This is a genomic window from Streptomyces sp. NPDC059957, assembly GCF_042730015.1.
Taxonomy (GTDB): Bacteria; Actinomycetota; Actinomycetes; order Streptomycetales; family Streptomycetaceae; genus Streptomyces.
In genome coordinates, this window is the sequence record NZ_JBHWMB010000001.1 from 260,446 (window position 1) to 283,305 (window position 22,860).

At 71.3% G+C, this 22,860-nt stretch carries 20 protein-coding genes and 1 tRNA gene; 11 read left to right on the forward strand and 10 right to left on the reverse strand.

Features of this window, described 5'->3' with window-relative positions; all coding sequences use genetic code 11:
* The first annotated feature begins 126 nt into the window (after positions 1-126).
* The 8 genes from ACFWBW_RS01290 to ACFWBW_RS01325 all read left to right on the forward strand — a co-directional run bounded on the left by ACFWBW_RS01290 (position 127) and on the right by ACFWBW_RS01325 (position 13,195).
* A complete protein-coding gene (locus tag ACFWBW_RS01290; protein ID WP_385367420.1) occupies positions 127-693 on the forward strand; it encodes a small secreted protein in 567 nt (188 codons plus the stop codon).
* Positions 694-1,025: 332 nt separating this feature from the next.
* Positions 1,026-2,597, forward strand: coding sequence for a methyltransferase (locus tag ACFWBW_RS01295; RefSeq protein ID WP_385367421.1), 1,572 nt, complete (start codon positions 1,026-1,028; stop codon positions 2,595-2,597).
* Positions 2,598-2,800: 203 nt separating this feature from the next.
* A complete protein-coding gene (locus tag ACFWBW_RS01300) occupies positions 2,801-2,998 on the forward strand; it encodes a hypothetical protein (protein WP_385367422.1) in 198 nt (65 codons plus the stop codon).
* 472 nt (positions 2,999-3,470) lie between these two features.
* Positions 3,471-6,302: a type I DNA topoisomerase gene (gene topA, locus ACFWBW_RS01305; protein WP_385367423.1), complete on the forward strand. Its 2,832-nt coding sequence runs from the start codon at positions 3,471-3,473 to the stop codon at positions 6,300-6,302.
* Between the two features lie 313 nt (positions 6,303-6,615).
* The gene (gene tmk / locus ACFWBW_RS01310; protein WP_385367424.1) at positions 6,616-9,882 is read left to right on the forward strand and encodes a dTMP kinase; all 3,267 of its coding nucleotides are present in this window, start codon (positions 6,616-6,618) and stop codon (positions 9,880-9,882) included.
* A gap of 140 nt (positions 9,883-10,022) precedes the next feature.
* On the forward strand, positions 10,023-11,234 hold the full coding sequence (locus ACFWBW_RS01315) for a DNA polymerase III subunit delta' (protein ID WP_385367425.1): 1,212 nt from the start codon (positions 10,023-10,025) through the stop codon (positions 11,232-11,234).
* 198 nt (positions 11,235-11,432) lie between these two features.
* Positions 11,433-13,004: an alpha/beta fold hydrolase gene (locus tag ACFWBW_RS01320; RefSeq protein WP_385367426.1), complete on the forward strand. Its 1,572-nt coding sequence runs from the start codon at positions 11,433-11,435 to the stop codon at positions 13,002-13,004.
* A gap of 117 nt (positions 13,005-13,121) precedes the next feature.
* Positions 13,122-13,195: transfer RNA gene (locus ACFWBW_RS01325), tRNA-Thr, on the forward strand.
* A gap of 44 nt (positions 13,196-13,239) precedes the next feature.
* Here ACFWBW_RS01325 and ACFWBW_RS01330 read toward each other — a convergent pair.
* Both ACFWBW_RS01330 and ACFWBW_RS01335 read right to left on the reverse strand, forming a co-directional pair.
* Positions 13,240-14,796 (reverse strand): tyrosine-type recombinase/integrase, encoded by a 1,557-nt coding sequence (locus tag ACFWBW_RS01330; protein ID WP_385367463.1) that lies wholly within the window; start codon positions 14,794-14,796, stop codon positions 13,240-13,242.
* Between the two features lie 131 nt (positions 14,797-14,927).
* Positions 14,928-15,626, reverse strand: coding sequence for a hypothetical protein (locus ACFWBW_RS01335; protein WP_385367427.1), 699 nt, complete (start codon positions 15,624-15,626; stop codon positions 14,928-14,930).
* A gap of 155 nt (positions 15,627-15,781) precedes the next feature.
* On the opposite strand from ACFWBW_RS01335, the gene ACFWBW_RS01340 reads away from it, so the two are divergent.
* On the forward strand, positions 15,782-15,982 hold the full coding sequence (locus ACFWBW_RS01340; RefSeq protein ID WP_385367428.1) for an integrase: 201 nt from the start codon (positions 15,782-15,784) through the stop codon (positions 15,980-15,982).
* A 39-nt stretch (positions 15,983-16,021) separates the two neighbouring features.
* Here the strand turns inward: ACFWBW_RS01340 and ACFWBW_RS01345 are convergent, their stop codons facing one another.
* The 6 genes from ACFWBW_RS01345 to ACFWBW_RS01370 form a co-directional block, all read right to left on the reverse strand.
* Positions 16,022-16,831 (reverse strand): aminoglycoside phosphotransferase, encoded by an 810-nt coding sequence (locus tag ACFWBW_RS01345; RefSeq protein WP_385367429.1) that lies wholly within the window; start codon positions 16,829-16,831, stop codon positions 16,022-16,024.
* A 76-nt stretch (positions 16,832-16,907) separates the two neighbouring features.
* On the reverse strand, positions 16,908-17,120 hold the full coding sequence (locus tag ACFWBW_RS01350) for a hypothetical protein (RefSeq protein ID WP_385367430.1): 213 nt from the start codon (positions 17,118-17,120) through the stop codon (positions 16,908-16,910).
* Between the two features lie 4 nt (positions 17,121-17,124).
* On the reverse strand, positions 17,125-18,282 hold the full coding sequence (locus ACFWBW_RS01355; RefSeq protein ID WP_385367431.1) for a radical SAM protein: 1,158 nt from the start codon (positions 18,280-18,282) through the stop codon (positions 17,125-17,127).
* Entirely contained in the window at positions 18,263-19,078 is an 816-nt protein-coding gene (locus ACFWBW_RS01360; RefSeq protein WP_385367432.1) for a hypothetical protein, read from the reverse strand. Before ACFWBW_RS01360 ends, ACFWBW_RS01355 begins: the two co-directional genes overlap by 20 nt.
* Positions 19,079-19,825: 747 nt before the next feature.
* On the reverse strand, positions 19,826-20,026 hold the full coding sequence (locus ACFWBW_RS01365) for a DUF397 domain-containing protein (protein ID WP_385367433.1): 201 nt from the start codon (positions 20,024-20,026) through the stop codon (positions 19,826-19,828).
* Positions 20,027-20,037: 11 nt separating this feature from the next.
* Entirely contained in the window at positions 20,038-20,892 is an 855-nt protein-coding gene (locus tag ACFWBW_RS01370; RefSeq protein ID WP_385367434.1) for a helix-turn-helix domain-containing protein, read from the reverse strand.
* A gap of 248 nt (positions 20,893-21,140) precedes the next feature.
* On the opposite strand from ACFWBW_RS01370, the gene ACFWBW_RS01375 reads away from it, so the two are divergent.
* Complete coding sequence (locus ACFWBW_RS01375) at positions 21,141-21,575, forward strand: ATP-binding protein (protein ID WP_385367435.1); 435 nt, start codon at positions 21,141-21,143, stop codon at positions 21,573-21,575.
* Positions 21,572-21,775, forward strand: a complete 204-nt coding sequence (locus tag ACFWBW_RS01380; protein ID WP_385367436.1) for a hypothetical protein — start codon at positions 21,572-21,574, stop codon at positions 21,773-21,775. Before ACFWBW_RS01375 ends, ACFWBW_RS01380 begins: the two co-directional genes overlap by 4 nt.
* 466 nt (positions 21,776-22,241) lie before the next feature.
* On the opposite strand, the gene ACFWBW_RS01385 is transcribed toward ACFWBW_RS01380, so the two are convergent.
* Together ACFWBW_RS01385 and ACFWBW_RS01390 are read right to left on the reverse strand one after the other, a co-directional pair.
* Entirely contained in the window at positions 22,242-22,496 is a 255-nt protein-coding gene (locus tag ACFWBW_RS01385) for a hypothetical protein (protein ID WP_385367437.1), read from the reverse strand.
* Entirely contained in the window at positions 22,493-22,750 is a 258-nt protein-coding gene (locus ACFWBW_RS01390; RefSeq protein ID WP_385367438.1) for a hypothetical protein, read from the reverse strand. The genes ACFWBW_RS01385 and ACFWBW_RS01390 overlap by 4 nt, the downstream gene beginning before the upstream one ends.
* Positions 22,751-22,860 lie beyond the last annotated feature (110 nt).

Genomic DNA, 22,860 nt, shown 5'->3' on the forward strand with positions numbered 1-22,860 from the left:
CGACTCGACCGTACGCCCGAACGGCGGACGGGGGGCGCGGACTGACGCGCCGTCCGTCCGCCTTTGCGTTTCCCGGATGGTGGGCGTGTATCTTCCGGGCCGAGAGCCTTCGAAGGGACCAATCCGGTGAACAAGAAGCTTGCGGCCGCGGTATCGGGCGCTGCGGTGCTGATGCTCGTCCTGTCCGGCTGCGGCGGGGACGACGGCGACAAGAAGACCGACGCCTGGGCCAAGAAGGTCTGCGACAGCTGGCAGCCAGAGCTCACGAAGATCGAGCAGGCGAACGCCGACATCAAGCGGGTGGCGACCGAGAGCAGCAAGCCCGAGGAGGTCCAGACGACCGACTCGGCGGCCTTCGGGACCATGTCCGAGTCGTACAAGGCGATGGGTACGGCCCTGACGAACGCGGGAGTTCCGCCCGTCAAGGACGGGGAGAAGACCCAGGCCGCCGCGGTCATGGGCTTCGAGTCGACGTCGGCGGGCTACACCGCCCTGAAGACGAAGATGGACGCCCTCGACGCCAAGGACCAGGGCAAGTTCGCCGAGGGCCTCAAGGAGGTCGCGGGCGGCCTGGAGGAAGCGACCAAGGGCGGTAAGGAAGCCCTTGACCAGCTCAAGGCGGGCGGGCTCGACAAGGCGATGAACGGTCAGAAGGGCTGCCAGGTGACGACTCCGTCGCCGGCGCAGTCCTAGGACGTGCCGCGCGCGCGGCCGGCTCGCCGGCAGCGCCGCACCCACCGGGGCGGCCGGGATCCTTCGGGAACCCGGCCGCCCCGGCGCATGTCCGGAGCTGGGGGCTGGGGACAGGCCCGGGGACGAAGCCGGGGACAGGCCCGGGGACGAAGCCGGGGGCAAGTCCGCGGACAAAGCCGCGGACAGGTCCCGTCGTACGGTGCTGCGCCCGCCCGGGGCCCGTCCGGGGCAGACGCCCCCGGGCGGGAGCTCGCGGGGTGCGACGGGCGCCCGCGCCGAAGGCCGTGTGGCGTGGCGCGGGCAATGGCGGCGGCAGCGGCCACAATGGGCGGGTGAGTACCACCAGCCTTCCCCCCGGTCTGCCCGCCCGCCTCCCCTCGTCGGCCCGCGCGGCCGAGCTGCGCGCCGCGTTGCTCGCCGCGGGCTTCACCGCCGACGGGCTGCTCGACCTGCTCGGTGCCCCGGCGTACGCCGCGCTGGCCCGCAGCGAGACGGTCCCCGCCCTGCGCGCCACGCGGAGCCACGGCGACGAGCCGCTCGCGAGCCTGACCCGGCTGTTCCTGCTGCGGCAGCCGGTGCCGTACGTGCACGCCGCGGCCGCCCTGCCCGTCGACGCGGCGCTGGCCGACGGCTGGCTGCGGCGGGAGGGCGATGAAGTGCACGCCACCGTGGACGTACGGCCGTACGGCGGTCCGGACGGCGAGGACTGGTTCATCGTCTCCGACCTCGGCTGCGCCGTCGGCGGGGCCGGCGGCATCGGCAGCCGCGAGGAGGGCGTGGTCCTCGGTGTCGGCGGCGCCTCCACGACGCTGGCGGGGATCACCGTCCGCACCCCGGTCGGCTCGGCCCTCGACGTGGGCACCGGATCCGGGATCCAGGCGCTGCACGCGGCCCAGCACGCGACCCGGGTCACGGCGACCGATGTCAACCCGAGGGCCTTGGAGTTCACCCGGTTGACGCTGGCGCTGTCGGGGGCACCCGAGGCGGAACTGCTCGCCGGGTCGCTGTTCGAGCCGGTCGGCGGGGCCACGTACGACCTGATCGTGTCGAATCCGCCCTTCGTGATCTCCCCCGGGGCCCGACTGACGTACCGGGACGGCGGGATGGGCGGCGACGACCTGTGCCGGACCCTGGTCCAGGAGGCCGGAGCCCGGCTCAACCCGGGCGGATTCGCGCAGTTCCTGGGCAACTGGCAGCACGTGGACGGCGAGGACTGGCACGACCGGGTACGGGCCTGGGTGCCGCGCGGCTGCGATGCCTGGATCGTGCAGCGCGACGTGCAGGACGTGACGCAGTACGCGGAGCTGTGGCTGCGCGACGCGGGCGACCACCGGACCGACCCCGCCGAGTACGAACAGCGGTACGAGGACTGGCTGGACGAGTTCGAAGCCCGCAAGACCAAGGCGGTCGGCTTCGGCTGGATCACGCTGCGGCGCAGCGACGCGGCCGAGCCGTCGATCGTGGTCGAGGAGTGGCCGCACTCGGTGGAACAGCCGCTCGGGGAGGCCGTGCTCGACCACTTCGCGCGCCAGGACTACCTGCGCGACCACGATGACGCGGCCCTGCTCGCGGGCTACTTCCGGCTGACTGCCGAGGTCGTGCAGGAGCAGGTCGGCGCGCCCGGCGCGGAGGATCCGGAACACGTCGTGCTCCGGCAGAACCGGGGCATGCGGCGCGCCACCAAGGTCGACACGGTCGGGGCCGGCTTCGCCGGGGTGTGTGACGGATCACTGAGCGCGGGGCGGATTCTGGACGCCATCGCCCAGTTGGTGGAGGAGGACCCGGTGGTTCTGCGGGACCGGACGCCCGAGGCGATCCGGATGCTGGTGGAGCAGGGGTTCCTGGAGCCGCTGACCGGGGCGCGAACGGGAGCGGAAGCCGGAGCGGGCGCCCCGGGGGAGTAGGGCCGGGGCCGTGCCGGGGAACAGGGCCGGCGACCGCCGTGCGCAGGGCTGGCGCGGAGTCGCGGCAGGCCCCGGGGAGGTCCCGGGCAGTCGGCACCGGGATGTAACCCCGGGTTCGCTTGTCGTATCCCCCCGGCTGAAATCCTCCGCTCAGCGGGATCCGGGGGGATCCCGGGAGCGGCCCGGGGGATGAGGTGAACGGCATGGAACACGGTCCGGCGATCTTCGCGGCGGCCGTGTTCCTGCTGTTCGGGGCCGCTCTGCTGGCCTGGACGGGGGCGCGCGCCCTGCGCGGCGCGCCGGTGGCCGAGGGCGTGCGCCCCGTCGTGGCCGTACCGCTGGCACTGTTCGCCGGCGGGGTGTCGCTGGCCCTCGGGGTCTGGTGCCTCGGACGGCTGTGAGGGCGGGGGCCCGCTGAGGCGAAGGTCACGGGACCGGGGGCTCCGGGGCATCCACGGCGCCGGGCATCCGGGCCCTGCGGCATTCGGGTCCCCGGGGCGGTGTCGCCCCTGGGGCGGGGGGTGCTTCGGTCCGGCCGGGTGGGGCTCGGGGACCGCGGCCGGGGAATCGGCCGGATGTCGCTCACGTCCGGCGGCGCGCCGAGTTTCCTCCGGTCGTCCGGAATGTGCGCAGGATCGTAAAGAGCGACGTGAAGCGGGGTCCCGGGGCGGGGCCAGACGGCCCTTCGGCCACTCTGCCCGGTGAGTGCGCAGGGCCTGCCGCGGCATCCGGGCGGCAGAAATGGCACTTGTCGGGTTACCGTTCGAGTGGCCGTTGCGGGCTTCTGCCGTTTGACACGGGGGCGGGTTGTACCGTCACACTCCGCAGCGTCGCCGTACTGCGACCGAGTGCCGACCGGAGAGAAGAGCCAAGTTGTCCCCGACTAGCGAGACCGCAAAGGGCGGCCGCCGACTCGTCATCGTCGAGTCCCCTGCCAAGGCGAAGACGATCAAGGGCTACCTCGGCCCCGGATACGTCGTCGAGGCGAGCGTCGGGCACATCCGCGACCTCCCCAGCGGCGCGGCCGAGGTTCCCGACAAGTACACGGGCGAGGTCCGTCGCCTCGGTGTGGACGTCGAGCACGACTTCGCGCCGATCTACGTCGTCAACGCCGATAAGAAGGCCCAGGTCAGGAAGCTCAAGGAGCTGCTGGCCGAGTCCGACGAACTCTTCCTCGCCACCGATGAGGACCGCGAGGGCGAAGCCATCGCGTGGCACCTGCAGGAAGTCCTCAAGCCCAAGGTCCCCGTCCACCGGATGGTCTTCCACGAGATCACCAAGGACGCGATCCGCGACGCCGTCGCCAACCCGCGCGAGCTCAACCAGCGCATGGTCGACGCCCAGGAGACCCGCCGCATCCTCGACCGCCTCTACGGCTACGAGGTCTCGCCGGTCCTGTGGAAGAAGGTCATGCCGAAGCTGTCGGCGGGCCGCGTCCAGTCGGTGGCCACCCGCATGGTGGTCGAGAAGGAGCGCGAGCGCATCGCCTTCCGCTCGGCCGAGTACTGGGACCTGACCGGCACCTTCGCCACCGGCCGCGCCGGTGACGCCTCCGACCCCTCCACGCTGGTCGCCCGCCTGAACACGGTGGACGGCAAGCGCGTGGCGCAGGGCCGCGACTTCGGTTCGACCGGGCAGCTCAAGAGCGAGGTGCTGCACCTCGACGAGGCGAACGCGCGGGCGCTGGCCGCCGCGCTGGCCGAGACCTCGTTCGCCGTCAGGTCGGTCGAGTCCAAGCCGTACCGCCGCTCCCCGTACGCCCCGTTCCGCACGACGACGCTCCAGCAGGAGGCCTCGCGCAAGCTCGGCTTCGGTGCGAAGGCGACGATGCAGGTGGCGCAGAAGCTGTACGAGAACGGCTTCATCACCTACATGCGGACCGACTCCACGACGCTGTCCGACACCGCGGTGTCGGCGGCCCGTGCGCAGGTCACGCAGCTCTACGGCGCCGAGTACCTGCCGGAGAAGCCCCGCGTCTACGCGGGCAAGGTCAAGAACGCGCAGGAGGCGCACGAGGCGATCCGCCCTTCGGGTGATCGTTTCCGCACCCCGGCCGAGACCGGTCTGACCGGCGACCAGTTCCGCCTGTACGAGCTCATCTGGAAGCGGACCGTCGCCTCCCAGATGAAGGACGCGGTCGGCAACTCGGTGACCGTCAAGATCGGCGGCCGGTCGGCCGACGGCCGTGACGCCGAGTTCTCGGCCTCCGGCAAGACGATCACCTTCCACGGCTTCATGAAGGCCTACGTGGAGGGTGCGGACGACCCGAACGCCGAGCTCGACGACCGTGAGAAGCGCCTCCCGCAGGTCACCGAGGGCGACGCGCTGTCGGCCGAGGAGATCACGGTCGACGGCCACTCGACCAAGCCGCCGGCCCGCTACACCGAGGCCTCGCTGGTCAAGGAGCTGGAAGAGCGGGAGATCGGCCGCCCGTCGACGTACGCGTCGATCATCGGCACGATCCTGGACCGCGGGTACGTCTTCAAGAAGGGCACGGCGCTCGTGCCGTCCTTCCTGTCGTTCGCCGTGGTCAACCTGCTGGAGACGCACTTCGGGCGGCTCGTCGACTACGACTTCACCGCCAAGATGGAGGACGACCTCGACCGCATCGCGCGGGGCGAGGCCCAGTCCGTGCCGTGGCTCAAGCGCTTCTACTTCGGCGCGGAGGACGCGACCGAGGTCGTGCCGGCCGACGGTGACGCGCTCGGCGGTCTGAAGGAGCTGGTGACCGACCTGGGCGCGATCGACGCCCGGGAGATCTCCTCCTTCCCCGTCGGCGAGGGCATCGTGCTGCGCGTCGGCCGCTACGGGCCGTACGTGGAGCGCGGCGAGAAGGACGCCGAGGGCCACCAGCGGGCGGACGTCCCGGAGGAGCTGGCCCCCGACGAGCTGACGGTCGAGTACGCGGAGGAGCTCTTCGCGAAGCCGAGCGGCGAGTTCGAGCTGGGCAAGGACCCGATCAGCGGGAACGAAATCGTCGCGAAGGACGGCCGCTACGGGCCGTACGTGACGGAGATCCTGCCCGAGGGCACGCCGAAGACGGGCAAGAACGCGGTGAAGCCGCGGACGGCCTCGCTGTTCCAGTCGATGAGCCTGGACACGGTCACGCTCGAGGACGCCCTGCGCCTGATGTCCCTTCCCCGCGTCGTGGGCGTGGACGCGGAGGGCGCGGAGATCACCGCGCAGAACGGCCGCTACGGCCCGTACCTGAAGAAGGGCACGGACTCGCGGTCGCTGGAGACCGAGGACCAGCTGTTCGCCATCACCCTGGAGCAGGCGCTCGCGATCTACGCGCAGCCCAAGCAGCGGGGGCGCGCGGCCGCGAAGCCGCCGCTGAAGGAGCTGGGCACCGACCCGGTGAGCGAGAAGCCCGTGGTCGTCAAGGACGGCCGGTTCGGTCCGTACGTGACGGACGGCGAGACGAACGCGACGCTGCGGCGGGACGACGACGTCGAGACGATCACGCCGGAGCGGGGCTACGAGCTGCTCGCGGAGAAGCGCGCCAAGGGCCCGGTAAAGAAGACGGCCAAGAAGGCGCCCGCGAAGAAGGCCCCGGCGAAGAAGGCGACGGCGACGAAGACCGCTGCCGCGAAGAAGACGACGGCGGCCAAGAAGACGACGACCGCCAAGAAGGCGACCACGGCGAAGAAGACGGTCGCGAAGAAGGCGGTCGCGACCAAGGCGGCCGCTGCGGCGGACGAGTAGTCACCGAGTGGGCGCCAAAGCAGGCGCCGCGTAGTCACCGACAGGGCCCGTGCGATGCGCACGGGCCCTGTTTTTCAGCCGTCCGGCGCTTGAGGACCGGGTTCCGGGGCGGAGCCCCTGGGGTTCCGGGCGCAGCCCCGGTCCCGAAGGGTCAGGGCTGCGCCCGGGGAACGGTGGAAGGGTGGGTAGGGGACCGGCCCCGCGCAGCAGCACCGACCCTCGGACGCGCCCCCGCAGAGGTGGGTCGGGGGTCACACCGGACCTTGTCCACAGCCCCTCCGCACCCGCCCAGTGCAGCGGATAGGCTGGGCGGATGACGCGAGCCGAGCAGCCAACGGTCGTGACCGCCACCACCGACACCGCCCCCACCTACGATGAAGCCCTCGCCGCGGACTCCCGCGAGCGGGCGGTGCGCGCCCTGCTGCGCACCCCCGGGCTGCGCCGGCTGTGGAGCGCGCAGTTGGTGAGCGGCATCGGCGATGCCCTCGCCCTGCTGGTCCTGGTGCTGCTGGTCTTCCAGACGGCCGTGGAGCAGGAGCCCTTCGGCGGTGGCTACACCGGCTGGGCCCTCGCCGTCGCTGCCGTCTTCGGCGTCCGCGTGGTGTCCACCGTCCTGTTCGGCGCGGTCCTCCTCGGCCCCCTGGCCAAGCTCACCGCCCCCGGCGGCAAGCTGGACCGCCGCTGGACGATGATCGGCGCCGACGGGCTCCGGCTCGGCCTCTTCGTCGTGGCCCCGCTGTGGCTCGACTGGATCGGCCCGCACGCACTGACCGCCCTGCTCGCCACCGTCTTCGTCTCCGGCGCCGCCGAGCGGCTGTGGGGGCTGGCCAGGGACAGCGCCGCACCCGGCCTGCTGCCGACGCCGCCGCCCGAGGGGGCGACCGTACGGCCGCTCCCCGATCACCTCGACGCACTGCGCCGGCTGAACCTGCGCACCGCCTTCGCGGCCCTGCCGATCGCCGCGGCCGCGCTGCTGGCCGCGACCCTGATCGGCAAGGCGCTCGGCCTCGGCATCGGCTGGTTCGCCGAGAACCAGGCGGCGCTCGGCTCGTACGTGGCCTCCGGCCTCTTCGCGGCGTCCGTGTCGCTGCTGCTCCCGCTGGTGCTGCCCGGCACGAAGACCCCGCGTCCGCGCTCCCCGCTGGAGGGGCTGCGCGCCCCCAAGGCGGGGGACCGGCCGGAGAAGGGGCGCACGGGGGCCATTCCGCTGCTCGTCCTCGTCTGTGCCGCCGTCGCCGGAGCCGTCGCCTCCGCCGCCGCCGTGGCCGTGCTGCACGCCACCGACCTGGGGGGCGGAGCGGCCGCGTTCTCGCTGTTCGTACTGGCCCTGCTCGGCGGCACCGCCCTCGGCATCCGCGCCACCCAGGCCGGCAAGGTCCTCCCCGCCCTGTCCCGGCGGCGCCTGCTGGCGCTGTCCGTCGGCGTGGCCGGGCTGGCGCTGCTGCTGACCGGGCTGGTTCCGGACACCTCGACGGTGGTGTTCCTCGCGCTGCTCGCCGGCAGCGCCGCGGGCGTCGCCGCGAACACCGGGCACACGCTGCTCGACCAGGAGACCGAGGAGTTCCGCAGGGCCCGGGTCATCGAGCACCTGCAGGCCGTCGTCCGGGTCTCCGTGGCGGTCGGCGCCGTGGCCGCCCCGCTGCTGGCCGCCCTGATCGGACCGCACCGGGTGGTTGCCGGCGAGGTCGTCTTCGCGCACGGCGGCGCGGCCTTCACGCTGATGCTGGTCGGCGCCCTGCTGCTGCCGGTCGCCGCCATCGTCCTGGCCAAGGCCGACGACCGCAGCGGCGTACCGCTGCGCCGCGACCTGCGCGAGGCGCTGCGCGGCGGGGAACCGGTGCAGGCCGCGTCCGACGCCGGGTTCTTCATCGCCCTGGAGGGCGGCGACGGCGCCGGCAAGTCCACCCAGGTGGAGGCGATGGCCGACTGGATACGGGCGAAGGGCCACGAGGTCGTCGTCACGCGCGAGCCCGGGGCCACCCCGGTCGGCAAGCGGCTGCGCTCGATCCTGCTCGACGTCTCCTCCGCCGGCCTGTCGAACCGCGCCGAGGCCCTGCTGTACGCGGCTGACCGGGCCGAGCACGTGGACACCGTCGTACGGCCCGCCCTGGAGCGCGGCGCGGTGGTCATCACCGACCGCTACATCGACTCCTCCGTGGCCTACCAGGGCGCCGGCCGGGACCTGTCCCCGACCGAGATCGCCCGTATCTCGCGCTGGGCCACGAGTGGCCTCGTACCGAACCTGACCGTGCTGCTCGACGTGTCGCCGGAGACGGCCCGGGAGCGGTTCACGGAGGCGCCGGACCGGCTGGAATCGGAGCCTGCGGAGTTCCACCAGCGGGTCCGGTCCGGATTCCTGACCCTGGCCGCGGCCGACCCCGGGCGCTACCTGGTGGTCGACGCGGGCCAGGACCCGGAGTCGGTCAGCACCGTCGTGCGCCACCGCCTGGACCGGATGCTCCCGCTGTCGGAGGCCGAGGTGGCCGCCCAGGCGGAGGCCCGCCGGCTCGCCCTGGAGGAGGCCAAGCGCAAGGCCGAGGAAGAGGCGGCGCGCAAGGCCGAGGAAGCCCGGCTGGCCGCCGAGGAAGAGGCCCGCAAGGCCCGCGAGGCCGAGGAGGCCCGGATCGCGGCCGAGGCCGAGGCCGCCCGCAAGGAGCGCGAGGAGCGGCTGCGCGCCGAGGAGGAGGCCCGCGAGCGGGCCGAGGCCGAGCGGCTGCGGCTGGAGGCAGAGGCGAAGGCCCGCGCGGTGGAGGCCGAGCGACTGCGCAAGCAAGCGGAGGAGGAGGCCCGGCTGCACGCCGAGGCCGAGGAGCGCCGGCTGGAGAAGCAGCGGCGGGCCGAGGAGGCCCTGCTGAAGGCCGAGGAGGCGCGGCGGCTGGCCGAGGCCTCGGCGGCGGAGGCTGCGGCGAAGTCCGCTGCGGCTGCTGCTGCGGCTGTACCTGTGGCCCCGGCTGTACCTGTGGCCCCGGCTGTACCTGTGGCCCCGGCTGCACCTGCGGCTCCCGCCGCGCCTGCCCCCAAGGCGGACCTGCGCAAGGAGCCGCGCCACGACGAGGCCGTGACGATCGAGACTCCGATCGTCAAGCGGGTCACGCGGCCGGACGACGTCACCCAGACGGTCCCGGTCCCGAAGGCCTCTCCGGCGGCGGGTCCCGCGGACGAGACGGCAGTGCTGCCGCCCGTCCGTGCGACGGGTCCGGCGGACGAGACGGCGGTCCTGCCGCCCGTACGCCCCACGGCCTCGGCGGCGGGCTCGGGATCGGGATCGGGATCGGGATCGGGTGAGGCTGCGGGGACGCGGCCGGCCGCGCCCAGGGCTTCGTACTCCGCGTCGCGTCCGACGACGCAGCGGCCCGAGGAGAACCCGGCCGACCGGGTTCCGCCGGGCATCTTCCGCGACTCGGGCAACGACGCGACCCGTGAACTGCCGCTCCTCGCCGAGGACGGACGGCCGCGCCGGCCCCGCTCGGACTGGGCGGAGGAGACCCCGCTGGACGATCTGCCGACCCTGGCGGACGAGCTGCTGGGACCGCGCCGGGACGACGAGGACGAGCAGGGCCGGGGGCCGCGCCGCCGCTGACGGCGGCGGTGACGGTCGCGGTGTCGGCGTGACGGCGGTGGTCGTCGTGGGGACCGGCTGACGGGGATTGTCAGTGGGAGCCGCCACACTGGGTGAGCAGACGGCACGGACGGTACGCGAGGCGAAAGGCGGTGGGCGGGATGCCCGTATGGGACGACCTGGTGGGTCAGGAGCGGGTCCAGACGCAGCTGGCCGCCGCCGCGGTCGACGCCGACGGCCTGGTCACCGCCATCGAGGCGGGCACCCCGCCGCCGGCCGCCTCCAAGATGACGCACGCCTGGCTGTTCACCGGCCCGCCCGGGTCCGGGCGGGCCACCGCCGCCCGCGCCTTCGCGGCCGCCCTCCAGTGCACCAGCCCGGACCGCGCCCTCGGCGGCGAGCCGGGCTGCGGGTTCTGCGACGGCTGCCACACCACCGTGATCGGTACGCACGCCGACGTGGAGATCGTCCGTACCGATCAGCTGTCCATCGGCGTGAAGGACACCCGGGCGCTGGTGCGCCGGGCGCAGCTCTCCCCGGCCGTCGGACGCTGGCAGGTCATTGTCCTGGAGGACGCCGACCGGCTGACGGAGGGCGCGGGCAACGTACTGCTCAAGGCCGTGGAGGAGCCCGCTCCGCGGACCGTGTGGCTGCTGTGCGCCCCCTCCCTGGAGGATGTGCTGCCCACCATCCGCTCCCGCTGCCGCCACCTGTCGCTGCGCACCCCGCCGGTGTCCGCCGTCGCGGAGGTGCTCGTGCGGCGCGACGGCATCGAGCCGGACGTCGCGCAGGCCGCCGCCCGCGCGACCCAGGGGCACATCGGCCGGGCCCGCCGGCTCGCCACCGACGGGGCGGCACGCTCGCGGCGCGCCACCGTGCTGAGGCTGCCGCTGCGCGTGAGTGACGTGGGCGACTGCCTGAAGGCGGCGCAGGAGCTGGTGGACGCTGCCGCCGAGGACGCCAAACAGGTGGCGGAAGAGGTGGACACCAAGGAGACCGAGGAGCTGCGGGCCGCGCTCGGCGCCGGAGCGGGTACGGGCGGGCGGATGCCGCGCGGTACGGCGGGCGTGATGAAGGAGCTGGAGGACCGGCAGAAGCGCCGGCGTACGCGCACGCAGCGCGACAGCCTCGACCTGGCGCTGACCGACCTCACGGGCTTCTACCGGGACGTGCTGGCCCTCCAGCTCGGCTCCTCGCTGGCCATCGCGAACGAGGAGATACGCCAAGACCTGGACCGGATCGCCCGGGAGTCGGGCCCCGAGCGGACGCTGCGGCGCATCGAGGCGATCATCGCGTGCCGCCAGGCACTGGACCGCAACGTCGCCCCGCTGCTCGCGGTCGAGGCGATGACGATGTCGCTGCGCGCCGGCTGACGCGCGCGGCTCCCCATGGCCCACCGGGCCTTCGGGCCTGTGACTCCGGTTGACCGCCTCACCCGTTCGAGGGGTCCGCGTGGCCGGACGCAGACGCCGCCGGTCCGTGCGGGGCGGCGCCCCGAGCCCGGGCGGGCGCCCGCCGCCCGGCGCGGGTGCCACCGCCCCGGGCACGCCCGCAGGCCGTAGGCTCCGGGAATGGACACCAGTCGCCTGCTGCGCACCACCGGGACCGTGATCGCCGCCGCGGGGCTACTGCTCTCCGGGTGCACCTCGGGCGGTTCGGGGACACCCCGCGCCGCCGCGTCGTCCGGCGGGGCCTCCGAGACGCCGTCGGCCGCGCCGACTGCCATCCCGGCCGCGCTGCGCCCGTACTACGACCAGAAGCTGAGCTGGCGCGAGTGCGGCGTGCCCGGCTTCGACTGCACCACCCTGAAGGTCCCGCTGGACTACGAGAACCCTGAGGCCGGGGACATCGACATCGCGGTGGCCCGCCGCAAGGCCACCGACCCCTCCAAGCGGCTCGGCTCGCTGGTGGTGAACCCGGGCGGCCCGGGCGGCTCCGGCATCGGGTACCTCCAGGCGTACGCGGGCATCGGATACCCGGCCCCGGTCCGTGCCGTGTACGACATGGTCTCCTTCGACCCGCGCGGCGTGGACCGCAGCAGCCCCGTGGAATGCCTGAACGGCCCGGCCATGGACAAGTACACGCAGGTGGACCAGACGCCGGACACACCGGCGGAGCGGGCCCTGCTGGTGGCCGCCTTCAAGGAGTTCGCGGCCGCCTGCCAGACGCACTCGCAACGGGTCCTGCCGCACGTGTCCACGGTCGACGCCGCCCGCGACATGGACGTCCTGCGTGCGGCGCTGGGCGACGAGAAGCTGACGTACGTCGGAGCCTCGTACGGCACCTTCCTCGGGGCGACGTACGCCGAGCTCTTCCCGTCCAGGACCGGCCGGCTGGTCCTGGACGGGGCGATGGACCCCTCCCGGCCCGCGATCGAACTGAACCGGGACCAGACGGAGGGCTTCGAGACCGCCTTCCGCGCCTTCGCCGCGGACTGTGCGAAGCAGACCGACTGCCCGCTCGGCCAGGGCAGCCCGGAGCAGATCGCGGAACGCCTGAAGGAGTTCTTCCGCAAGGTCGACGCCCAGCCGGTCCCCACGACCGACCGGTCGCGCGCCGCGCTCGGCGAGTCGCTGGCGACGACCGGGGTGATCGCGGCCCTGTACGACGAGAACGCCTGGCCGCAGCTGCGCGAGGCGCTCGGGGCCGCGATCGACGGCGACGACGGCAACGGGCTGCTGGCCCTCGCCGACACCTACTACGAGCGCGCGCAGGACGGCAAGTACGCCAACCTCATGTCGGCGAACGCGGCCGTCAACTGCCTCGACCAGCCCCCGGCCTTCGCCGGGCCGGAGGCGGTCGAGAAGGCGCTGCCGTCCTTCGAGAAGGCCTCTCCGGTCTTCGGCGCGGGCCTGGCCTGGGCCTCGCTGAACTGCGCGTACTGGCCGGCGAAGGCCACCGGCACGGCCGGGGAACTGCACGCGAAGGGCGCCCCGCCGATCGTGGTGGTCGGCACCACCCGCGACCCCGCGACCCCGTACAAGTGGGCCGAGGCCCTGGCGGGCCAGCTCGACTCGGGCGTCCTGCTGACCTACGACGGCGACGGCCACACGGCGTACGGCCGGGGCAGCGACTGCATCGACTCGGCGATCAACCAGTACCTCCTGGAGGGCACCGCTCCGAAGGACGGAAAGAAGTGCTGACCCCGGCCGGCGGGGCCGCCCGAGGCCCCGGTCCGAGGCACCCCGTTTAACCCTGTAGACTTGGCGCCGCTGCTGATGAGAGCCTCCCACCAGGGAAATTCTTGTCTTCCCAGCGGTGCCGCCTTAGCTCAGCTGGCCAGAGCAACGCACTCGTAATGCGTAGGTCTCGGGTTCGAATCCCGAAGGCGGCTCTGTAGAACCCTCAGGACTCACTCGCCGTGACCTGGGGGTTTTGCTATTTCCGGGCCAGACGGGGGCGGAACAAAATGATCTTCGCATCCCCCTGCGTGCCCATTGCGTGCCCATCTGCGTGCCCGGGACCTGGTGTGACCTCGGGGTTCGCGGGTTCGGCCTCAACCTCGGCGACGATCGCCTCGACCTCGACCTCGGGCTCGGCGGCGAGCTGAACGGGTCGACGCACGGTGCCTCTCGGGACCATGGCGGCCGTGGCCTCGGCGGCGTCGCGCGCAGCCTTGGGCATGACGGACTGATAGATGTCCCGCGTGATCCGGCTGTCGCTGTGTCCGAGGGTCTCGGACACGATCTTGACGTCGACGCCGGCGGCGAGCATGAGCGAGGCGGCGACGTGCCGCAGGTCGTGCATGCGGATCGGCGGCAGACCTGAGAGCTCGACGAGCCGCTCGAACTGATCGGTCAGCGTGCCGGGGTGCAGCCACTCCCCGTTTTCCTGCGTGAACATGCGACCGCTGTCGGTCCATGCCTCGCCCCATTCGAGGCGCTCGGTCCCCTGCTTGATCCGGTGCGCTTCGAGAACCTCGGCGGTGTACTCGTCGAGCGAGATGATCCGCTCGCCGCTGTCGGTCTTCGGCGCCGACTCGATGACCTCCCAACCGTCCTGCACGAGCTGCGTCGCGACGGTGAGCTCGCTCGTCGCGGGGTTGTAGTCAGACCACCGGACGCCGCACGCCTCGCCCCGTCGCAGGCCCCGGAACGTGATCAGGTGGAACAGCGGCAGCAGCCGCTGCTCGGTGTCGGCGAGGAAGTCCAGGAAGGCGCCCGCCTGCTCGGGAGTCCAGACCATGACCGAGCTCGGCTTGTCGCCGGTCCGCAGCCATTCGGCGATACGGGCGTCGGTCCACACCATCGCCTTCGGACGCTTGGCGGCGGCGAGCTCGACGTGCTGCGCGGCGTTGAAGGTGATCGAGCCCCGGGCTATCGCGGTGTTGAGCGCGGCCCGCAGCGTGGCCCGGATGTGCTGCTGGGTCGAGGGCCCGGTGACTCGCCGGAACGGTGCCATCGCGTCGATGGTGTCCTTCATGACCTTCCGGCGGGCGCGGTGCTCTCCTCCCTTCCACGGGGTCGCCTTGAGCTCTGCGAGTGCCGCCCGGCGGTCCGCGTTCGCCTCGGTGATCTCGATGTTCGTCTCGGCGATGCCCTCGAACATGGCGTCGAGGTGCGGCACGGTGAGGCGGTCGAGGCGGATGTGCCCGATCCGGGGGCGCAGGTGGCACCGGATGTCGAGCGCGTACCGGTCGTGGCCGCTCTTGCGCAGCGCCTTCTTGCCGGCGAGCCACAGGTCGAGCCACTCGGCGACGGTCATGTGCTGAGTGAGCGACTGGCCGGTGCCGAACCGTCGCTTCGTCTCGTCGTGATCGGGGATGCTCTCCTTCCCGGCCCCGACCAACGCGAGCAGGTCGCCGAGGCGGGCGCGGCCGTCCTGGTCGTCCGCGTCGGCGATGTTCAGCAGGGCGCGCACCTTGTCGAGGTCGCCCTGCGCCTCGGTCTGGGTGTCGTATCCGGCGCGGCGGAACAGGCGGCGGTCGCCTTCCATGGTCGGCGGCAGTTCCTGCCGGATCGACCACACGCCGTGCGTGCGCTGCTTGAGCTTGGGGCAGGAACTGCCCAGCGGCTTGCCGTCCTTGCGGCGGCAGTAGCAGCGCTTTGTCGTGGTTCCCTTCGCGGTCACTCGATACCTCTCGGGTTGGTCTGGTCGGGGTTGTCGAGCAGGTCGAGCCGCTTCAAGTCCTCGGCCAACTCGGCCGGCAGTTCGGGGACGGTGAGGCTCGCGCGGTGCATGTCGTTGACGATCTGCGCGAGCTCGTCGAGGCGGTCGACGTACTCGGTCTGTGCTGACGGATCGAGCGCGGCGCGCAAGCGGGCCTTGTGGGCCCTTTCGCGGCGCCGTGCGAGCTCGGGGTACAGCGAGACCGGATAGGCCGCTGTGGCCCATGCGGCGGCCCACGTCTGCCCGGTGCCGGCGATCGGCCGGGTGTCGGCGACGTACCGCCCGTCGAGGGGGCCGTCGAGCGTCGGAGTCGCCTCGCCGGTCATCCACTGCCACACCGTGTACGGGTCGCGAGGGTCGGCGCCCGGGACGGTGGGCATGGTCTCCTCGGTCCCGAGCGGGACTATGAGGAGCAGTGGGGGCGTGGCGAGGGCGAGGCCGAAGACGAGCAGCTCCTCGGCGGTCACCTGACGGCGCTTCTTGGCGTTGCCGTCGCCGCGGCCCGTCTCGATGGTGACGATCACGGCGTACGAGAGGTCGGGTCGGCCGAGCCGTGCGCACGCTGCGGCGAGGTCATGCCGGTTCATTCCGAGGCGCTCGCGGTGCCGGCGGATCTGCGCGGCGATGGTGTCGCCCGCTGTCTGGTGACTGTGCATATCGCAAAGCTAGCTTTGTTGGTTGCAAAGCGCCACCCTTGATCGTAAGTTGCTGATCTAGGCATCGCTCGGCACCACCGGGCCGATGTGCACACCGATGTCACTGGGGGCAGATGATGAGCACGACCGAGCACGGGATGACACACGACGAGTTGATGACGCTTCCCGTCGCGATCCCGCTGGAGACCGCCAACAGGGCGTTGCACCTTGGCCGGACGACTGGCTACCACCTCGCGCGGACGGGCCGCTATCCGGTCCGTGTCCTGCGCCACGGACGGGCGTACAAGGTGTCGCGCTACGACCTGCACCGGCACCTCGGCGTCGCGGCGGAAGCGGCGCCGGAAGGCGGCAGGTAGGCGCTGGGGCTATGCCAGACGGGCCGGGCGAGTCGTGAACTAACGGCCTTGAGCTCGCCAGTACGTCACCCAGTCATGCGCGATTCTGCCCATGTGCTTTTTCCAGTCCTGCGGGTCGTGCCGGGCAATCTCGTCCCACGTGTGCGCGTTGGCCTCGGAAAAGGCGGCAACGGCCGCGTGCTGGGCGCCGGCCCACGATGGGAACTCTTCGCGAGCCCATGCGTCTGCGGCTTCCGCGCTGTGCCCGGCTTCCATAAGTCGCAGGATGAGCACTGCGGGGTCGATCCATGCCGCGCCGCGGGTAGGCCATGCCCAGTCGATCAGGTGGGCTCGGTCGGTCACGAGGACATTGTGCGGGGCGAGGTCGGTGTGCAGCAGCGTGTCGCCGGCGAGCTGACTCACGCCGGCGGCCCCTGCGTAGCCGCTCCATCGGTCCTCGGCGCGCTTGAGCTGGATGTCGGGGCAAGGAGTGTTCTGGAGTTCGCGCAGGGCGTCGGCGGTGAGCGGGAGATCGGGAGAGCCGGGGGTGTAGTCGGCGTGGCGGGCGACAAAGTGCTCGTACCCGATCAGGTCCCATCCGGCGGCCTGCACATGCCACAGCAGCCGGGGGCACGACGGGGGCAGATACGGATTGACCGACGCCTCGCGCTGCTGCGTCCGGATCTGAGGGTGATCGGTCGGCACGCCCTTGACGAACAGGGTCTCGGCGGCCGTTGTGAGGGTGGCGGCGATGCCGGAGTTGGCGCCGCCGTCGGCCGTCGCGGCGTGCAGTACCGGGCCGGTGTGCTGCTCGACGACGGCGCGCGCGGCGAGCGGTAGGTCGTCCCAGTGGATGCGGTCTACGGGCATGGGGGCTTCCTGGGGGTGGACAGCGAGCCGCCCCCGACCCTACGCGGGCGGGGACGGCTCTGTGTGCAGGTGCGGTCTAGTACGGCTGGTCGTCGTCGGCCTGGCAGGAGCAGCCGAGGGCCTCGGAGAACGAGCCGATGTCCTTCGTGATCCTGAATCCGTCGTCAGCGATCGGACGGGACGTGATCGCGACGGGGAGCGGGCCGGCGGCCAACTCGGTCGGGCGCGGCGTGATCGAGAGCATCACGGGCGCGCGGCTGGCGGTGCGGGGCTCAATGGCGGTTGCCATGGGTTCACCTCACGGGTTCGGGGTCGGGATGCTGGCAGTACATGTTTCGCGGTGCCTTCGCCTCCTGATAGAGCTTTGCCATGGGACGGCAGGTGGTGCAGCCGCCCGGGTTGCCGTCGGCGTCCTTCTGACCGAACGAGCAACCGGCGCAGCCCCCGGTGCGAAGCTGTAGGCCGTCGGCGATGCCGCCGAGGCGTTTGAGTCCCTCGATGCCTTCCTGCATGAGGGGTATGTGCGGCTCGCGGCCGATCTTGCAGATGGACGCGTGCCCGAACGGGTCCGCGTGGAAGAACGTGTGTCCGGCGTTGCAGCCGGTGAAAGGCTTCCGCGCGCGGAGGTACTTGAGGGCCTGCTCGGGGATCGGCGTCGCGTCGCCCTGGATGGTGGGCGACATGTTCGTGAAGACGTACACCTGCCCGTACTGCTCGGCGAGCTCTTCCATGGCGGCGAACTCGTCGGCGTTGTCGTTGGTGACGACGATGTTGAGCTGCAACCGCAGGCCGGCCTCGCGGGCGGCGTCGAGTCCGGTGATGAAGCGGCCGAACGCGCCCCGGTTCCGGGTGAACCCGTCGTAGGTCTCTTCGGTGGCGCCGTAGATACTCAAGGAGAGGTGGTGCGGGGGGCGGGCGGTGAGCGTGTCGAGGATCTTTGGCTTGTGGAGTTGCGAGCCGTTCGTCGAGATCGTGAGCATGATCCCGAGGTCGTAGGCGTACGAGTACATCTCGGAGAACTCGCGGTCGATCAGGGGCTCGCCGCCCGTGATCTGGAGCCAGAGCACGCCGGCGTCGCGCATGATGTCGAGCAACCGGATCTTGTCCGGGCCCGGCATCCCTTCGAACTTCTTGAAGCCGAGGTAGCAGTGCGGACAGTCGTAGTCGCACCCCTTGTTGATCTCCCACGAGGCACGCGACATGCCGTACGTCGATGGGGCACGCACGATCACCTTGTCGCGCAAGGGATGGTGCTCGGGCAGTTCGATCCCCCATGCCTGACGGGCACCGTCGACCAGCCACGCGGGAGCCTCGGCCCCGGTGCTCGCCGCCTTGCTCAGTTCGAGGTACCGCGCGAGCGGGATCTGCACTCCGTCGTCGTGTCCGGGGCGTAAGACGAGGTACTCGTCGAGGAACGGCGAGACGACGAGATTATGAGTAGGTGCCGGCATGGGCCCCCCAGGTGAGTGTGAACAGGGTCAGGGCGTGCAGTTGGCTGCGGGTAGCGGCCCAGCGGCGCCACAGGGCCTCGAACTCGCGCTCGGCGCTCGGCAGGTTGAGGCCGGGGGCGGCGCGGCCGGCCCAGGTGCGCACGGCGCGGTCGGCGTGCGGGTAAACGGAGTGCTCTCCGGTGAAGTCGGCCGCGGCTGCTGCGGCTGTCCACGGACCGATAAACGGCACCTGCACGAGTTCCTTGATGAGGCTCTCGGGGCCGAGGGCGATCCAGTGCGTACCGCGGTCGAGGTAGGCGGCTGCGGCAGCGCGCAGACCCTCGGCGTTGAATCGGGCACCCACTTGGGCGAACTCGTCGTCGCTGAGTTCGAGGACGATTTCCGGAGCCGGTACTAGGGGCAGGGGGCCCGCCGGGGTGTCGAACGTGTAGCCGTAGGCGGCGTAGTAGGCGCGGTGAAGCTTGCGGGCCCCCGCGCCGGTCACCACCTGACGGAGCAGAGCGGTTGTGATCGCGTCCCATAGAGAGGGGTTCGTGAGCCGTGCCACGGTTCCGAGGCTCACCAATTTGTCGAGGAGCAGCGCGCCCTCGTCGGCCGTCGGCAGGTCAACGGCGGAGGTGTACGCGACGTGAGGCTGCTCGCCTTCGGAGTGGTCGAGCGGGCGCAGCAGCAGGTGCTCGCGCTCGGTCTCCCAGTGGGCGAGCCATGCGGCGCCCTGGTGCTCGACGACGCGTACAGGTTCACCCGCCGCGGTCTCGTGCCAACCGGGGTGCTCGATGATGATCGTGGTGCTCATGAATTCAATTCCCGTCGGTGTTGCCGTGGCTGAACCTCGCAGCCTGAGGAATGCGCGGGAATGAGTGAAAGGAATCGGACGGGTCGAACCCGCCACTCGGCACACGTCCCGTCCCGCAAAATGATGGTGAAGCCTGTTGCCTCACCGCGGTACAGGGTGGCGATTGCTTGCAGCCATCCGCTTCCGTCGACCCATTCGAGAGCACGCGCTATCTCGTGGCGGGTCAGGGAGAAGACGTGTGCACCGCGGATATCCACGCGCAGGGCCCGAACCGCTGCCCGCGGATTTGCGACCACCTGCACCGGGGCGTGCAACTCAGTTGATCCGCATCGCGGGTCGTAGCGCACCCGCAGGATCTCGACGCCCAGGTGCACGGCATGGTCGTAGGCTACGCCCACGTGCAACCTTGGACCGGTAGAGGGCGGCTGCCTGCGCAGTGCCTGCATTCGTACCTCCCTGCCGCGGCGTGTTGGTTGCAATCCTCCGGACCAGTGTTGGAACGGTGGACGGGATGCAACCCCGGGTAGTGATGCCCAACGGCTCTGTTGCTGGGCAGAGTTCGGCGACGTCAGGCGCGGTGCTGCCTGCAAACCTGCCCGCCTCGGTGACGCAGTGAGACGGTAGCGCCACGCGCAATCAGGCTGCAAGGGTGTACCGGTACAAACATGCAGACTGGCATATGCAAAAACCCCCCGCCCTGGTCAGGCGGGGGGTCGCGGGCGCACGTGGCGCCGGGGGCCGAGAGGGCTAGTTGACGAAGTGGTCGAACTCGCCAGCCTTCACGCCAGCGATGAACGCAGCGAGCTTCTCAGGCGAGGTGGTGAGGATGCTTGCCGGGTCGTCGCTCTCGCACAGCAGGATCTCGCCCTTGTGCTTGGCGACGTGCAGGCACTGCTCGCCACCGCCACCGGAGAAGCTCGACTTCTGCCAATTGAATTCGCTGTTCATCCCTGTATTTCTCACAGTTCTCTTGCGATGTGGTGAATGAAACTTCGCGACTCGTCGGGGTCGAGCGAGGTCTGCTCGGCAAACGTGAGCAGGGCTCGGTACCGGTCGAGGTCTGCGGCTGTGTCCAGGAAGCGCCCGCCGAAAGGTGTGTCGATATGAACAGTGTCGAGCTGTGGCACCGTGCCAGCTGCGTACATCACGGTCTGTGTGACCTCGATGAAGTCATCGGCCGCGAAGGGGATCACACGGAGCGTGATCCACTCCTGCTCGGATGCTTGCAGCAGGTATTCGAGCTGATCGCGGGCGACCTTCCGGCCGCCTACCCGCATCCGCAGCGCGGCTTCGTGCACGATCGCTTCGAACTGCGGCGGCGTCTCGCGGTCGAAAATCGCGCGGCGCTTCATGCGGTGCTCGACCCGGGCGTCTACTTCCTCCGCCGGAACCTGCGGGATGACCCCGGCGAAGAGCGCCCGCGCGTAGTCCTCGGTCTGCAAGACGCCGGGGAACGTCATCGGCTGGAGACATCGCAGGCCGGTTGCGTGATGTTCGAGCTCCGCGATGTCCAGAAAGCCGGGGGCGAGGATGCCGCGGTACGCGTCCCACCAGTGCGTGCCCCTCCGCTCGGTTGCGATGGTGCACAAGGCGGCGAGCAGGGGCTCGTCGTCGGATTGGTAGAACGTGAACAGCCGGCGAATCCGCTCGTCGCTGATCCCGAGCCTGCCCGCCTCGATGTTGCTGATCCTGGCGGCGTCGGTGGAGAGCAGGCCGCCAGCGTCTCGCGCGGTCATGCCGGCGCGCTCGCGCAGCTTCCGCAGCTCAGAGCCCAAGCGGATCTGTCTGGCGGTCGGATTGTCCCTCGGCGGCATGAGTCCCTTCCCCTTGTCCTACCTGAGTTTGCCGGTTGTGGCGTCATGGGTCCACCCGCAAAGCTCTTAGAGGTACATGGTTGTACCGGTCCAACCTTTTACCCTATGGTCCTGGCAGCACCGCGACGCGAGCAAGCAGAGCGCGAAGTGCAGCCGCTGACGCATGTCTTGACGTGTCGTCATCCCGGGAGCGGCCATTGCCACGCGCAGCGAGCGACGCGAGCCCTACCGCGTTGGGAGACGAGGACATGAGGACAAGCGCTTTACCCCCCGCACCCCCGCCCAGCTTGGGCGTTAGCTACCGGTTCGTAGCGCCCCGTACCGCGACGACGCCGAAGATCCTTCGCGATCTTGTGACGGTCCTGGTGATTGCCTTCGGGCACGAGGACGTCGCCGAAACGCTCCGACTGTGCGTGTCCGAGGTAGTGACGAACGCCTACCACCACACCCGTACCGACCTGATCACCCTCGACGTATCCCTCGGCTCGACCGGGGTCACTGTCTGGGTGAATGACGATCACCCCGAGTTCCCGCGTCCGCCCCGTACCGCGCCGCCGTGGCGATCAGAGCACGGGCGGGGCTTGCTCCTCCTGTCGCGGCTCGCGGACCGATGGGACGTCGGCGCCACCGGTCCCGGTACGAAGCGCTTCGAATTCAGCATCGACTACAAGGGGGCGGCGTGAGGATCGGGCAGAACATCGTCGGGGCCGTATTCCGCCCCGGGGCCGTCACGGGCGAGCGTGTCGTGTGGCTGCTCGACATAGGCAGCAACCCTCTGCACGAGGTGCCCGAGTCGGACGCGCGGGCCCTGCTGTTCGAACTCGCCGAGCTGTTTGACTTGGTCGCCTGCGACCCCAAGGTTCTAAGCGGGGTGGCGGAATGAGGCTCGACCCCGTTTTCGTCGGTGTGCTCTCGATCGCCGTCAGCCTCGGCCTACTCGTCCTCACTGCGGTATGGGCGTCACTCCCGAGTGCTCGGCGCGCGGTGACGCCGGCGCCGGATCGCCCCGGACGCAAGTACCGCTGCTACTGCTGGAAAGAGCCCGTGCTCGTGTTCGTCGAGGCGCATGTGCCACCGGACGCCGAGGCGTCGCCGGTTGGGCGCAGGCGACACGCGAGGCCATCCAGCACAGACCACGCCGCCCGCCCGGATAGTGCCTCCCACGCGGGGGCGGGCGGCGGTGGAAGGGGAGCGCCTCCCGTGCACGCGGTCGTCTAGATCGCCTGCACGGTGATTCCCGAGCAGGGGGCCCTCGACGAGTGCACCGTCGAGGGCCCCCGCTTTTGCCTGCCAAACGAAAAGAGCGCCCCCGCCACCGGCCACGAGGCCGGGGCGGGGGCGCGTTGCGTTCAGCGAGCTGCGGTCTGCCACAGGGTGAGGGCGAGGCCGACCACGGCCACGAGGGCGAGCACGCTGGGGAGCGGCCACCGGGATTTTTCGAGGGCGTCGAGTCGGGCCTCGTGGTCGGCGAGCTGTCGGTCGACTTGGTCGGACCGCTGCACGAGCAGGGCGAGTGAGCCGTCGATGCGGGCGAATCCCGCCTCGACGACGCCGCGCAGCCTTTCCAGTTCGAGGGCGACGTCGGACGGGGAAGGGTCGGTCACGGGCGCCCCTGCCGGTCGAGGGCGAGCAGCTCGACGTCGCGGTCGGGGGTGGCGCGCAGCCATGCGGGCAGCAGGGACTCGACCACGGGCAGGGCCATCACACGGGTTACTCCGCCCGCCACAGCGAGGGCCAGGCCGACGCCGGCGGCGGCCTGCGGGATGCCTGCGGCGTCGATGATCAGCGGGAGACCGGCGGCGAGGGCGAGCACGGTCTGAACGACGGTGCGGAGGGTGCGACGCGATGCGTCAGTCATGGGCGTTTCCTTTTTTCGAATGGGGGTGGGGCGAGGCGCCCACCCCCACACGCGGGCAGGCGCCGGAGGGGGGTCAAACCCTGGGGACCTTCGCGCGGCCCCCCACCCCT

Bases quoted from the DNA above. Each gene is read 5' to 3' on its own strand.
- ACFWBW_RS01350 (WP_385367430.1), bottom strand. From the start codon at position 17,120: ATGGCAACCGCCATTGAGCCCCGCACCGCCAGCCGCGCGCCCGTGATG.
- ACFWBW_RS01375 (WP_385367435.1), top strand. From the start codon at position 21,141: ATGAGGACAAGCGCTTTACCCCCCGCACCCCCGCCCAGCTTGGGCGTT.
- ACFWBW_RS01340 (WP_385367428.1), top strand. From the start codon at position 15,782: ATGACGCTTCCCGTCGCGATCCCGCTGGAGACCGCCAACAGGGCGTTG.
- ACFWBW_RS01390 (WP_385367438.1), bottom strand. From the start codon at position 22,750: ATGACTGACGCATCGCGTCGCACCCTCCGCACCGTCGTTCAGACCGTG.
- ACFWBW_RS01320 (WP_385367426.1), top strand. From the start codon at position 11,433: ATGGACACCAGTCGCCTGCTGCGCACCACCGGGACCGTGATCGCCGCC.
- ACFWBW_RS01330 (WP_385367463.1), bottom strand. From the start codon at position 14,796: ATGGAAGGCGACCGCCGCCTGTTCCGCCGCGCCGGATACGACACCCAG.
- ACFWBW_RS01315 (WP_385367425.1), top strand. From the start codon at position 10,023: ATGCCCGTATGGGACGACCTGGTGGGTCAGGAGCGGGTCCAGACGCAG.
- ACFWBW_RS01355 (WP_385367431.1), bottom strand. From the start codon at position 18,282: ATGCCGGCACCTACTCATAATCTCGTCGTCTCGCCGTTCCTCGACGAG.
- ACFWBW_RS01300 (WP_385367422.1), top strand. From the start codon at position 2,801: ATGGAACACGGTCCGGCGATCTTCGCGGCGGCCGTGTTCCTGCTGTTC.
- ACFWBW_RS01345 (WP_385367429.1), bottom strand. From the start codon at position 16,831: ATGCCCGTAGACCGCATCCACTGGGACGACCTACCGCTCGCCGCGCGC.
- ACFWBW_RS01370 (WP_385367434.1), bottom strand. From the start codon at position 20,892: ATGCCGCCGAGGGACAATCCGACCGCCAGACAGATCCGCTTGGGCTCT.
- ACFWBW_RS01365 (WP_385367433.1), bottom strand. From the start codon at position 20,026: ATGAACAGCGAATTCAATTGGCAGAAGTCGAGCTTCTCCGGTGGCGGT.
- ACFWBW_RS01360 (WP_385367432.1), bottom strand. From the start codon at position 19,078: ATGAGCACCACGATCATCATCGAGCACCCCGGTTGGCACGAGACCGCG.
- ACFWBW_RS01335 (WP_385367427.1), bottom strand. From the start codon at position 15,626: ATGCACAGTCACCAGACAGCGGGCGACACCATCGCCGCGCAGATCCGC.
- tmk (WP_385367424.1), top strand. From the start codon at position 6,616: ATGACGCGAGCCGAGCAGCCAACGGTCGTGACCGCCACCACCGACACC.